General features: G+C 32.3%; 12 protein-coding genes and 2 pseudogenes. 11 read left to right on the top strand and 3 right to left on the bottom strand.

Features of this window, described 5'->3' with window-relative positions; genetic code table 11:
- The 11 genes and pseudogenes from ACPWTF_RS22360 (at window position 1) to ACPWTF_RS22410 (ending at window position 10,311) form a co-directional block, all read left to right on the top strand.
- On the top strand, window positions 1-522 hold the full coding sequence (locus ACPWTF_RS22360) for a tetratricopeptide repeat protein (protein ID WP_427873188.1): 522 nt from the start codon (window positions 1-3) through the stop codon (window positions 520-522).
- A gap of 21 nt (window positions 523-543) precedes the next feature.
- Window positions 544-1,734 (top strand): enoyl-ACP reductase FabV, encoded by a 1,191-nt coding sequence (fabV, locus tag ACPWTF_RS22365; RefSeq protein WP_095927697.1) that lies wholly within the window; start codon window positions 544-546, stop codon window positions 1,732-1,734.
- Between the two features lie 126 nt (window positions 1,735-1,860).
- Window positions 1,861-2,858 (top strand): annotated as a pseudogene (locus ACPWTF_RS22370) (glycosyltransferase).
- A gap of 2 nt (window positions 2,859-2,860) precedes the next feature.
- Window positions 2,861-3,457, top strand: a complete 597-nt coding sequence (coaE, locus tag ACPWTF_RS22375) for a dephospho-CoA kinase (RefSeq protein ID WP_427873190.1) — start codon at window positions 2,861-2,863, stop codon at window positions 3,455-3,457.
- A 59-nt stretch (window positions 3,458-3,516) separates the two neighbouring features.
- Window positions 3,517-5,103, top strand: coding sequence for a sensor histidine kinase (locus ACPWTF_RS22380; protein ID WP_250835685.1), 1,587 nt, complete (start codon window positions 3,517-3,519; stop codon window positions 5,101-5,103).
- 3 nt (window positions 5,104-5,106) lie between these two features.
- Window positions 5,107-5,823, top strand: coding sequence for a response regulator transcription factor (locus ACPWTF_RS22385; protein WP_095927693.1), 717 nt, complete (start codon window positions 5,107-5,109; stop codon window positions 5,821-5,823).
- A gap of 513 nt (window positions 5,824-6,336) precedes the next feature.
- Window positions 6,337-7,098 (top strand): hypothetical protein, encoded by a 762-nt coding sequence (locus tag ACPWTF_RS22390; RefSeq protein WP_427873191.1) that lies wholly within the window; start codon window positions 6,337-6,339, stop codon window positions 7,096-7,098.
- A complete protein-coding gene (locus ACPWTF_RS22395; protein ID WP_427873192.1) occupies window positions 7,088-8,479 on the top strand; it encodes an RtcB family protein in 1,392 nt (463 codons plus the stop codon). The genes ACPWTF_RS22390 and ACPWTF_RS22395 overlap by 11 nt, the downstream gene beginning before the upstream one ends.
- An 11-nt stretch (window positions 8,480-8,490) precedes the next feature.
- On the top strand, window positions 8,491-9,105 hold the full coding sequence (locus ACPWTF_RS22400) for a hypothetical protein (protein WP_427873194.1): 615 nt from the start codon (window positions 8,491-8,493) through the stop codon (window positions 9,103-9,105).
- A complete protein-coding gene (gene prfH / locus ACPWTF_RS22405; protein WP_427873196.1) occupies window positions 9,093-9,782 on the top strand; it encodes a peptide chain release factor H in 690 nt (229 codons plus the stop codon). Before ACPWTF_RS22400 ends, prfH begins: the two co-directional genes overlap by 13 nt.
- On the top strand, window positions 9,769-10,311 hold the full coding sequence (locus tag ACPWTF_RS22410) for a hypothetical protein (protein ID WP_427873197.1): 543 nt from the start codon (window positions 9,769-9,771) through the stop codon (window positions 10,309-10,311). The genes prfH and ACPWTF_RS22410 overlap by 14 nt, the downstream gene beginning before the upstream one ends.
- Before the next feature lie 241 nt (window positions 10,312-10,552).
- Here the strand turns inward: ACPWTF_RS22410 and ACPWTF_RS22415 are convergent.
- From ACPWTF_RS22415 to ACPWTF_RS22425, 3 genes and pseudogenes are all read right to left on the bottom strand, one after another.
- Window positions 10,553-11,300 (bottom strand): annotated as a pseudogene (locus ACPWTF_RS22415) (acyl-[acyl-carrier-protein] thioesterase).
- Window positions 11,301-11,377: 77 nt separating this feature from the next.
- The gene (gene miaA, locus ACPWTF_RS22420; RefSeq protein WP_427873198.1) at window positions 11,378-12,298 is read right to left on the bottom strand and encodes a tRNA (adenosine(37)-N6)-dimethylallyltransferase MiaA; all 921 of its coding nucleotides are present in this window, start codon (window positions 12,296-12,298) and stop codon (window positions 11,378-11,380) included.
- 152 nt (window positions 12,299-12,450) lie between these two features.
- Window positions 12,451-13,290 (bottom strand): ion transporter, encoded by an 840-nt coding sequence (locus ACPWTF_RS22425; protein WP_427873200.1) that lies wholly within the window; start codon window positions 13,288-13,290, stop codon window positions 12,451-12,453.
- Window positions 13,291-13,311: the final 21 nt, after the last annotated feature.

The following is a 13,311-nucleotide window of genomic DNA, read 5'->3' on the forward strand; positions in this document are numbered from 1 at the left end:
ATGGAAAGTTTGAGTTTTTACGAAAATCAATTTATTAAGGCAGACACATTAATTTCTGAAGGAAATTCAGCAGATGCAAAAGAACTGCTGGAAGAAATTTTATCTCAGTATCCTGATTTTGGTAAAGCTCATAATCATTTGGGATGGATTTACTATAATAAATTAAGTGACTTCGAAAGAGGAATCTATCATTATAAATTGGCCATGAAGTTTGATTCTAAATATCCAGCTCCATATTTAAATTACACCTATCTGCTAATTGACATAGGGAGATATGCAGAAGCAAAAGAGCATATTAATTTTACATTGGCTAATTTAGAAAATGCAGATAACTCTACTTATAACAGTGAATTAGGAAGGATGGCGGAGTATGAAAGCCAATATACTAAGGCATTCAATTTTTATAAAGAAGCAAAGAGGAATGCATTAAACCCAAATTTTATTGACAATATGAAGGCTAATATGAAAAGGGTTAAGGATAAAATGTCTATTTTTGAAAAATTAAAACTGAAATTGAAATAATACAAAAAAAATAATTGCAAGATGATTATAGAACCTAGAATGAGAGGATTTATTTGTTTGACTGCCCACCCAACGGGAGCTGAGCAAAATGTAAAAAATCAAATCGAATACGTAAAATCTAAAGGAGAAATTGCTGGTGCTAAAAAAGTTTTAGTAATCGGTGCTTCTACAGGTTTCGGATTGGCTTCAAGAATTACTAGTGCTTTTGGTTCTGGTGCATCAACAATTGGAGTGTTTTTTGAAAAACCACCAGTTGAAGGGAAAACAGCTTCTCCAGGATGGTATAATTCTGCAGCATTCGAAAAAGAAGCTCATAAAGCAGGTTTATATGCAAAAAGTATCAATGGTGATGCGTTCTCAAACGAAATAAAAAGAGAGACTTTAGATTTGATTAAAGCAGATTTAGGACAGGTAGATCTTATAATTTATAGTTTAGCTTCTCCAGTGCGTACAAATCCAAATACAGGGGTTACGCATCGTTCAGTTTTAAAACCAATAGGACAAACTTTTACAAACAAAACTGTTGATTTTCACACAGGAAAAGTTTCAGATGTTTCTATCAATCCTGCAAATGAGGAAGATATTGAAAATACTGTAGCGGTAATGGGAGGTGAAGACTGGGCTATGTGGATTGATGCTTTGAAAGCTGAAAATTTATTAGCTGAAGGAGCTACAACAGTTGCTTATTCGTACATCGGGCCAGCTTTAACTGAAGCTGTTTATAGAAAAGGAACAATCGGTCGTGCAAAAGATCACTTAGAGGCTACTGCATTTACTATCGAAGATTCTTTAAAATCTATCGGAGGAAGAGCTTATGTTTCTGTAAATAAAGCTTTGGTTACTCAAGCAAGTTCTGCAATTCCAGTAATTCCATTGTATATTTCTCTTTTATATAAAATCATGAAAGAAGAAGGGATTCACGAAGGTTGTATTGAGCAAATCCAGCGTTTATTCCAAGACAGATTGTATAATGGTTCTGAAGTTCCTGTTGATGAAAAAGGAAGAATCAGAATTGATGACTGGGAAATGCGTGAAGATGTTCAGGAAAAAGTGGCTAAACTTTGGTTGGAAGCTACAACTGAAACATTGCCAGAAATTGGTGATTTAGCTGGTTACAGAAGTGATTTCTTAAATTTATTCGGATTCGAAGTTCCTGGTGTTGATTACAACGCAGACACTAACGAAGTTGTTGAGATTGAAAGTATCAAATAATATATTTTTACTTAGTAAAACCAAAAACCATCAACCAAAAGTTGATGGTTTTTTTGTGAATATACCATATCTTTGTTAAAATTTTAAAACAATAAAAATATACCCTTTAATAACGCACATTCTGCTATGATTTTTTCTTTAATTATACCCGTGTATAATCGTCCTGATGAAGTTGATGAGCTTTTGGAAAGTCTCTCAAAATCTGATTATAATGAAGCTTTTGAAATTGTTCTTGTCGAAGATGGATCTTCTATTCCATGTCGGGATGTAGTGATGAATTATCAAGGAAAATTAAATATATCATACTATTTTAAAGAAAACTCTGGTCAGGAGATTCTAGAAATTTTGGGATGCAGAGAGCTAGAGGTGATTATTTTATCATTTTTGATTCAGATTGCATTATTCCATCACAATATTTAACTGAAGTTCGTAAAGAATTAGATGCAAATTATGTAGACTGTTTTGGAGGGCCAGATAAAGCATTAGATAGTTTTTCTGATATTCAAAAAGCCATTAATTTTGCTATGACTTCTTTCTTGACCACAGGCGGAATTAGAGGTGGTTCGGAGAAGATAAACAAGTTTCAGCCACGCAGTTTTAATATGGGTATTTCTAAGAAAGCTTTTGAGGCATCAAAAGGATTTGGAAACATTCATCCGGGTGAAGATCCAGATTTATCAATTCGTTTATGGAATTTAGGCTTCGAGACAAGGCTTTTCAAAGAAGCTTATGTGTATCATAAAAGAAGAATCGATTGGGAAAAATTCTCAATTCAGGTAAATAAATTTGGTATTGCTCGACCGATTTTAAATAGCTGGTATCCAGAACATAATAAGTTAACTTTTTTCTTTCCGACTTTCTTTATACTCGGATTATTATTAGCTTTTTTATTGTTAATTTTCAATATCGATATTTTATTACAATTATATTTCGTATATTTCGTTATAATTTTTCTTACAGCCAGTATTCAAAATAAAAGTATCAAAATTGGATATCTATCTGTAATTGCAGTGTGGAAACAGTTTTTTGGTTACGGAACAGGATTTTTAAAATCCTACATTAAAGTAATTTTATTAAAGAAAAAACCACAAGAGGCTTTTCCGCGTATGTTTTTTAAATTATAAGAATGACAAAAGTTATTGGTCTTACAGGAGGAATTGGCAGTGGGAAAACGACTGTTGCAAACTATTTTCAAGAAATGGGCGTTCCTGTTTATATTGCCGATGACGGTGCTAAAAGAGTAATGCAGTCAAAAAACATTCTGTCAGAAGTAAAAGCTGCATTTGGTGGCAATATTTTTGATAATGATATTTTAAATCGTGCTAAACTAGCTCAAATTGTTTTTAATGATAAAGAACAATTGGCAAAATTAAATGCGATTGTGCATCCAGCGGTAAAATTAGATTTTGATGATTGGGTAAAAGAGCACAAGAATAATGATTATGTAATGTATGAAGCTGCTATTTTATTTGAAAGCGGCCGATATAAAGATTGTGACGTAATTATAACCGTAACAGCACCCGAAGAGGTAAGAATTGATAGGGTTATAAAACGAGATAAAACCACCCGTGAAGAAGTTTTAAGTAGAATGAAAATGCAGTGGAATGATGAAAAACGAATTTCTAAGAGCAATTTCGTGATTAATAACAATAATCTTAAAAATGCTAAAGAAGAAGTTGTTAAAATTCTTAAAATTTTAAATATAAAACAAAAACAGTCTTAAATGTTAATATTTGGTTAATGTATTATTTAGTATATTGTTAAAATATTAATTTTGTTTCGATGAATAAATTATTTTTTAGAATACTTGTTTTATTGATGAGTTTGTCCTTGATAGGGATAATTCTGGTGCAAGTGTTTTGGTTCAATTCTTCGTTCAAAAATAATGAAGAGCAATTTAAATACCACGTTACTCAAGTAATTGGAAATGTTGCAGACAAGCTGGAACAACAAGAAGAGTACAGTTTCTACGACAAATACAACCGTATTAAAGACAGTACGGGTAAAATTCCAAAAAAAGAAGATTTACTAGAAGTACTTTATGTACAAAGAAACACAAAAACGAATAAAACAATCGTTTATTCAAGCACATTGACATCTGAAGATTACGATATTAATGGCTCTGTTTTTAACAAAAAATTCAGTAGCGAGCGTTTTAAAAATTTTAGTTCAAAAAGAATAACTGAAGTTTATAATAACCACAACGGAATTGATAATAATAATTTAGGTCAAAGTATAATTCCTGATCAAAGATTTGAAAAATCAGGAAGTTTAGATATTTTAAATAAAGTTCAACAGCAGATTCAATACAAAGATATTGCTTCTCTAACTCCAATTGAAGGGAGAGTTACAAAGGAAAGGCTTTTTAAATTATTGAAAAAAGAACTTGAAGAATATGGTGTAAAAACCAAATTTGAATTCGGAATATACAGCAGTGGCGTTCCAACAAAGATTAAATCCGATGGATTTCATTTTGATAAAGAATCCACATATGATATTCCAATTTATACAGATAATGAAGGGAATAGCAAATATGAATTATCAGTTACTTTTCCTCACAAAAAGAAATTCTTATTATCTGAATTATTAAGTATTACTATTTTGTCAATAGTTTTTACATTAATTATAATAGTTGCATATACAAGTGCGTTAAATCAATTATTGCGTCAGAAACACATTTCTGAAATCAAGACCGATTTTATTAATAACATGACGCATGAGTTTAAAACTCCTATTGCAACTATAAACCTAGCATTAGATGCTATTAGAAGTCCGAAAGTTATTGAAGATAAAGAAAAAGTGTATCGTTACCTTCAAATGATTCGAGATGAAAACAAAAGAATGCACGCTCAAGTTGAGAATGTTCTCCGTATTTCAAAATTAGAAAAGAGAGAACTTGACATAACTAAAGAGCCAACTGTAATTACAGATATAATTGACGATGCTATTGAGCATGTGAATCTTATTTTAGAAGACAGAAATGGTTCGGTAGTAAAGCATTATAACGCAGCAAGAACAACTTGTTTGATTAACGAAGTTCACTTTACAAACGTGCTGGTTAATATTTTGGAAAATGCCATTAAATATTCTCCAGACGCACCAGAGATCGAAATCTTTACTGAAAACATTAAAGATATGATCCTGATAAAAGTGAGAGATCATGGATTGGGAATGAGTAAGATAGCTCAAAAACGAGTGTTTGAGAAATTTTACAGAGAACACACAGGGGATCTTCATAATGTAAAAGGACACGGATTAGGACTTGCTTACGTAAAACGAATAGTAGAGGATCACAATGGTCAAGTATATGTAGAAAGCGAAAAAGGAAAAGGTAGCACCTTTATAATAAAAATACCATTAATAAATTAAAATATGGAAAATACTAACAAAAGAATACTTTTAGTAGAAGATGACCTAAATTTTGGGGCGGTTCTTAAAGATTATCTAATGTTAAATGACTTTGAAGTTACTTTAGCTAAAAACGGTATGGAAGGTTTCGAGAAGTTCAAGAAAGATGTGTACGATTTATGTATTCTTGACGTAATGATGCCTTATAAAGATGGTTATACTTTGGCCAAAGAAATTAGAGAGAAGAACAGTGAAGTGCCAATTATATTTTTAACAGCAAAATCTATGAAAGAAGATGTGTTAAAAGGTTATAAAGCTGGTGCAGACGACTATTTAAATAAACCTTTTGATTCAGAAGTTCTTTTAATGAAGATTAAAGCAATCATTCAAAGAAAATCAGCTGATACAAAAGCAGAACAAGTACAGTTTGAGTTTAATATTGGAAAATTCCACTTAAATTCAAAACTAAGATTCTTAACTTTCCAAGATGAAGAGCCAATTAAATTGTCTCCAAAAGAAAATGAATTGTTAAAAATGCTTATTCTTCATGAAAATGATTTGATGCCAAGAGAACTAGCTTTAACAAAAATTTGGAGAGATGATAACTACTTTACATCAAGAAGTATGGACGTTTACATCGCTAAATTAAGAAAATATCTAAAAGCAGATGAAGATGTTGAAATCTTAAACATTCATGGAGAAGGTTTCAGATTGGTAATAAAAAGCAAAGTTTCTGAATAATCATTCAGCAAAAAAAAGATAAGCTCTGAGAAATCAGGGCTTTTTTTGTGCATGAAATAAAAATATTTTAATTTATTTTTTGTGATATAGATTTGCTTTTAATTGTTTGATTCTAAAATCAATAGTGTTGGTTTTAAAAGCTCAAAATATATTGGTGAAATTTATTTTGAAGAATTTTCTTTAAATAAATTTGGAAAATCAAAAAAGTATTATGAATATTTGCACACGAAAAAAAATAATAACCCTTTAAAAACGAAGAAAAAATGTTTGTACTTACATTGACATCTCAGAGCTTTACACCAAATGTTTTTGGTGAAGCAATTCTTCGTGGCTTATTTCAATCTTAGAAATATATTTTTAGATATATAAAAAAAGCCCGAAGACAATAAGTTTCGGGCTTTTTTTTATTCTAGACTCTTCAAAATTTTCCCGAAAATCGATTTTTAGAATTTATCCGTCAGGATAAATAGTTTGGCCTTTTTGGCTGTTAATTTAATGCACGATAATTTTTTTATGGAAAATTATACGGTAGACGAGTATGCTTTATGTACTCGTTTTAAAAGTAAAAGAAAAAAGAAAAGATTAGTAAAAGAAGATTTTGAAAAACAATTAATCCAGTTAAGAAAACTTGAAATCGACCTTTGGAAAAAGCGTAAAGACTTACCATTGGTTCCTTTGGAAATTCCGTATCAAAAAGGCTGGCAACGTAATTTTAAATTAAGAGATGATATTGCTAGATCTAGTGAAGCGTCGTTTTACAGAGAGTTATTGGAAAAAATAAATACATGGCAGTTTTCTCCTGAAAAATCTTTTAAAAGAAAGAAAAAGAGAAAGAGAAAACATCTGTATGTTGAAAAACTGCAAACTGTAAAAGAATTTTCGGAATGGGAGTGGAGAAGTTCAAAATTAGAATTGACCGAAAAAGAAAAAGCACATTTTTACAAAAGGGAACGTTGGTGCAGCAATTTTAAACGATACAAAATTCATTATGTATTTAACGAACCTTGGCGATATGTTCTTCGTGTAAGCCCTTATATGATAACACATACTAGAATGGTCGATTCAGATTTAGAAAGCCAAATTCAGCTTCTTGACAATTATATTGTTAATCATTATCTGAGAGATAAAATAAATAGATTAATACACGGCAGTTCTCATAAATGGAGTTACTATGAAAAGGAAAATCCAAAAGAGATAAGCCCAATTAAAAATAAAAGTCTGCATGCTTTGTATCAGGAATATGCAGACGAAATGATAGAAAATCATGGGAAATAAATTATCTGGAAAAGACCTGATTAAATTAGGTTTTCCAAAAAATAATTCAATAAATATCGCCTTAGGACAGATAAACAGATATAGAAAAAGAGAAAAAAAGGAATCTATTCTAACAGAAGCAAAGGATGTATTGTTAAATCCTGAAAAATATGAAGGAAATGGAACTTGGGGTAAAGTAGCCGAAGGTTTAATCAAACCCGTTCAGGTAAGAATGCATCAGCTTAAAAATACAAGAGCGCCCTTTAAGATTTTTGGTGAGAACGAAATAGACGAACAGGCTAAATTTCAATTGTACGATTCGTTGAAACTCCCAGTATCGGTTGCTGGAGCTTTAATGCCAGATGCACATTCAGGCTACGGATTACCGATTGGAGGCGTTTTAGCAACAGACAATGCTGTGATTCCGTACGGAGTTGGTGTTGATATTGGATGCAGAATGAGTCTTTCCATTTTTGATTTGCCAGCTTCTCATTTCAAAGGAAAAGAACATCAATTAGAAGCTATTTTGAAAGACAATACAAAGTTTGGAATGTATGAGACGCATGCTTCAAGAGTAGATCATGAAGTATTTTATAAAAGTGAATTCAAGGATATTCCGTTGTTAAAGAATCTTTTACCAAAAGCTTACAAACAATTGGGAACTTCAGGAGGAGGAAATCATTTTGTAGAATTCGGAATTGCAAAAATCGATAATCCAGAAAACGAATGGAAGTTGCAGAAAGGAGAATATTTTGCTGTTCTTTCGCATAGCGGTTCCCGCGGATTGGGTGCTAATATTGCAAAACATTACACGTATCTGGCCACAAAACAATGTCCGTTGCCAAAGAATGTACAGCATTTAGCTTGGCTAGATTTGAATACACATGATGGTCAGGAATATTGGCTGGCTATGAATTTGGCTGGAGAATATGCAAAGGCTTGTCATGATGATATTCATAGAAGAATTGCCAAAGCGATTGGAAAAAGAGTAGTGGTAACAATAGAAAATCACCACAATTTTGCTTGGAAAGAAATGGTAAATGGTCAGGAATGTATTGTGCATAGAAAAGGAGCTACACCTGCAGGTGAAGGACAATTGGGAATTATTCCAGGCTCTATGACAGCGCCAGGTTTTATTGTAAAAGGAAAAGGAAATGCTGAAAGTTTAAACTCTGCTTCGCATGGTGCTGGACGTTTGTTTTCGAGAGCCAAATGCAAAAGTACTTTTACGCAAAGTGAAATCAAAAAGGTTTTGAAAGCCAACGATGTAACCTTGATTGGCGGTAATATTGACGAAGCTCCAATGGCATATAAAGACATTACAAAAGTGATGGCTAACCAAACAGAATTAGTTGAAGTTTTAGGAACATTTACGCCTAAAATTGTTAGAATGGATTGCTAAAAATTAAGATTATGGAAAGATTTCAAGATGAAAATAAATGGTTGGGACATTTTGCAAATGAGATTTTTGTAAGATGTCCAAAATGTGAATCTAAATCTAGTATCAAGAGAAGTAAAATAGATTGTGAATGTGGTAAATGTTATAATTATTCGAATGTTTTTGAATGTAAACATTGCTTTTACAAGCTTGAAAAACCTATTTATCAATACGTAGCTTATGGAAATCCATATTGCAACAATTGTTATGAACAATATGAATTTGAATCACAGCCATTAAAAGAAAAACCAGAGAAGTGTAGAGTAAAATGTCCGTATTGCGGCTTTCACGAAGAATGGAAACCAAAAATTAGAGAGTTTTTGCAGGATTCAAAAATAGAAGATGGTTTAGTAAGAGAACAACACTATAACTTACCTCTTTGGTTTCAAAAAGATATTGGCGGAAATGTTTTCTGGGCTTATAATCAAGATCATATTGATTATCTGGAAAGATATATTCAGGCTGATTTAAGAGAGCGAAATTCAAAAGCAAATTACAATTCAAGCTTAGTTTCTCGTTTACCGCAATTTGTAAAAGCATCGAAAAATAGAGAAAAGCTGCTAAAAATTTTAAAGAAATGGAAAGAATAATTCAGATAACAGCGGGTCGCGAAGCTGCAGAATGCACTTGGGTAGTTGCTCAAGTGCTTAAAAAAGTACTTGAAGAAGCACAAGAACAGCAATTGGAAACTGTTTTGCTGCAAAGAGAAGCAGGAACTGAAAACGGAACTGTAGAAACAGCTTCAATCGCTATAAAAGGAAAGAACGCTGATCAGTTTGTGAATTCTTGGATTGGAACAGTTCAATGGATTGGACAAAGTCAGTTTAGGAAAATGCACAAACGCAAAAACTGGTTTATTGGAATCTTTGAAATTGAACAACAGAAAAACAGCTTATTTTCTGAAAATGATATTCAATATCAGGCCATGAGAAGTTCTGGTGCGGGTGGTCAGCACGTAAATAAAGTAAGTTCGGCAATCAGAGCGACGCATATTCCAACCGGAATTGCAGTAGTTTCTATGGACAGCCGTTCGCAGCACCAAAACAAAAAACTGGCAACAGAAAGATTAATTAAAAAACTAGAAGACGAGAAACTGATTCAGCTTAAGAATCATGTGGGAAAACAATGGGAAAATCAGCTCAATGTACAACGAGGAAATCCAGTGAGAGTTTTTACCGGAAGTGATTTTAAGAAGAATAAAGTGGAGAAAAGTTACAAAGGGACTCGTCAGAAATTAAAAAATGATTTACGAAATGAAAACAACTGATAAATACCTTTTTCAAGCGTTGGATAATTATCCTTACTCGCTTGAAGAAACTATAGAATCTTTAGATTATGCTTTTTCTTATGATTCAAAAAATACAATGGTTTTGTGTTTATACGGAAGAATTCAGGCAGAACAATTAATGAATTATGAAGAGGCAAAATCTTATTTTCAGCAAGCTTTATCTATTAATATTTATGGGCTTGAAGTATATCCGTATTATTTGCAAACCTTGATCGTGAATGAAGATTATGAAGAGGCTCAAAAGCTAATTGATTTTGCTTTAACTGTAAAAGGAATAAACAAGTCTGAAATTTACATCAAAAAAGCAATTCTGTTAGAAGTACAGCATAAATTTAAAGAAGCTTTAAAAGAAATTAAGCAAGCAAAATTATATTCTATTCAGCATGATTATGACTCTGGAATTAGTGAAGTGGAGAAAAGAATTAAAGTTAAAGTTGGTTTATTGAAAAAGAAGAAAGAGAAGAAAGAGGATAAATCTAAGAAAAGCTCTAAAAAGAAATCAAAGTGATTTTAAACAAAAAACGATGCAATTTAGCATCGTTTTTTTTGTGTTCTATGAAGAATATTTAGATAAAGTTTGTCATTTCGACGAAGGAGAAATTTCCGCGAGTAACTCCGCAACGAATGTACAATCTTTGTAGAGCTTCTTGTGGAGATTTGCTTCGCCTATTCGCTATTGCTCGGGTCTCCTTCGTCGAAATGACACTATTGCGGGAAAATAGTAAATAAAACTTGTTTATAAGCTTCTTTTACTTCCAGTGCAGCTCCAAAGCAAAACAAGTTTTATCGTCTTTCGTAATACTGAATATTGCTGTTGTATGATCGTCGTCTTCGCTTTCGTGAATTACCACATTATCTTGTAATGAAAGCTCTTTCATGAAATTCATTTCGAAGCTTTTTACTTCTTGTTTTATAATTCTTCTTGGATTGACACTGGTCCAGACACCATTCTAAATATTTTACGTTATTGACGTGGTTTACAATGTCTAAATCTGATAAATAAACTGTTTTTTCGAAAACAGCTTCTTTTTCGTGGTTAATATTTATTTTAGAAAAACCTTCTGTTGTTGCTCTTTTTTCTGGGAACAATTCGAAATGTTCATAAGGCAAAGCTAAGGCTTCTGGACGACGTGCTTTGGTATTAAAAACGGCCCAATAGGTTTCGCTTCCAACAATCTTTTTCCCATTTACATACATTTCAAGCGCACGAACCGAACGTGAATTTTCTAAGCTGTTAATCCATGTTTTTACTGTTACAACATCTTGCCATTTTGGTAATTCAGTAATTTCTACACGCATTCTGCTTAAAACCCAAGCCTGATCAAATTCTTGCATATCTGTAAAGCTGATTCCGCCAACTTCTGAATGTGCAGCAGCTGTAAGCTGTAAAAGATTGCATAAATCGGTGTATTTTAAGTAGCCGTTTGGCGTACATTGTGTAAAATTAATTTCCCAGTCTTTACTTAAAACTGATGTGAAATTTGGTGATATAGGCATTGCTAATTTTAGATTTTAGATTGTTGATTTTAGATTTTTCTGTGGAAAATAGAATAAAGATGAAAGAGAAAAGACTTCTACTTTAGAAGATTTTCTATGTAATTTATAATCTCATTTCTATCAGTCGAATAATCAAACCATTTGGTGTTTTCATTTCGTTTAAACCACGTTAATTGTCTTTTAGAAAATCGACGTGTGTTCTTTTTTATTTCTTCAATTGCGAATGGCAAAGTGAAATCTCCGTCAAAATAACTAAATAATTCTCTATAACCGACCGTTTGTAAAGCATTTAACTCTTTGTTAGGATAAAGTGATTTGGCTTCTTCCAACAATCCCATATCCATCATAATATCGACACGTTGGTTGATTCTGCTATAGATGATTTCTCTGTCGGCGTCTAAGCCAATTAAAATAGGAGTGAAGTTTCTATTGTTTTTCTTCAAATTTAAAAATGAAGAATAGGGTTTTTGCAATCCAATACAAACTTCTACAAAACGCATCATTCGTTGTGGATTTTGTAAGGTCTGCGGATTTTCGATCGTTATTTTTTGATAATAATCTGGATCTAAATTTTGTAATTGTTCTTGAAGATATTCGATTCCGAATTTTTCATAGTTTGAATTTACTTCGGCACGAATTTCTGGAGCAATTTCTGGAAATTCGTCAAAACCTTTTAATATGGCATCGACGTACAAACCTGATCCACCAATTAAAATAGCGAAGTCATTATTTTGATATAATTCTTCTAGTTTTAAAAGTGCTTCTTTTTCGTAATCGCCAACGGTATAATTTTCGAAAATAGATTTGTTTTGAATAAAATGGTGTTTTGCAGCACTTAATTCTTCCTGACTTGGAATAGCGGTCCCAATGGTCATTTCTTTAAAAAACTGACGGCTGTCGCAAGAAACAATTTCGCATTTAAAATGCTGTGCCAAAGCAATGCTCAGGGCTGTTTTCCCGATAGCTGTTGGTCCGACAATGGTAATTAGGTGTTTCATATTTTTTAGCCCAGATGGAAATGGAAACCCCGGACTTATATTTGTTGCATTTTTTTGGTGTAAAAGAGCGACCAGCGGAAGCTCCTTTTATGCCTTAAAAAATTACAAATATAAGGAGGAGTTGCAATGTACAGCTGGATTAGCTTCTAAAATTAATTATTTGGCAATTCTGTTCCGCATTCGTAACAATATTTTGCATTGTCAAAATGAACTTGCGACTGACATTTTCGGCATGTTTTTTTTCCGCTTACTGAATTGTTTCTTAGGCTGCTTTTTGCAAATTCGGCTGTAACAATTCCGGTTGGAACAGCAATTATTCCGTAACCTAAAATCATTACAAATGCAGCAATAAATTGTCCTAAAGGAGTTTGAGGAGAAATGTCGCCATAACCAACGGTTGTTAAAGTAACAATTGTCCAATAAATTCCCATCGGGATACTTGTAAATCCTGATTCTCTGCCTTCAACCAAATACATGATTGTACCAATTATAACGGTGCTGATTAATACAAAATAAATGAAAACCAGAATTTTTTCTTTGCTGGCTTCTATAGCTTCTTTTAATTGTAAAGATTGATGATTAATTTGCGGAATATGCAAAATCTTGAACAATCGAAGAAAACGTAGTGCTCTTACGATGGATAAAATACTCGCACCAGGAAAAAAAATCGATAAATACATGGGTAATACGGCAAGCAAATCGATGATTCCGTAAAAGCTGAAAACGTATTTAACGGGTTTTTGAATAGAAATAATTCTCAGTATATATTCGATGGTGAAAAAAACCGTAATTATCCATTCGCATATCAATAATTGTTCATGATATTTAGAGCTCACTCCTTCAACAGTATCAAGCATTATTAGGAGAACGCTCAGCAGGATTAAACCCAGCAATACTAAATCGAACATTCGTCCTAAAATGGTATTGGTACCATATAGAATAATTTTGACTTTTTCCCTGAAGATTTCGTATTGTGATTTTTTATTTTTCATATCACTAAAGATAATGAAAGT

The organism is Flavobacterium sp. MMS24-S5, assembly GCF_050320125.1.
GTDB classification, from domain to species: domain Bacteria; phylum Bacteroidota; class Bacteroidia; order Flavobacteriales; family Flavobacteriaceae; genus Flavobacterium; species Flavobacterium tyrosinilyticum.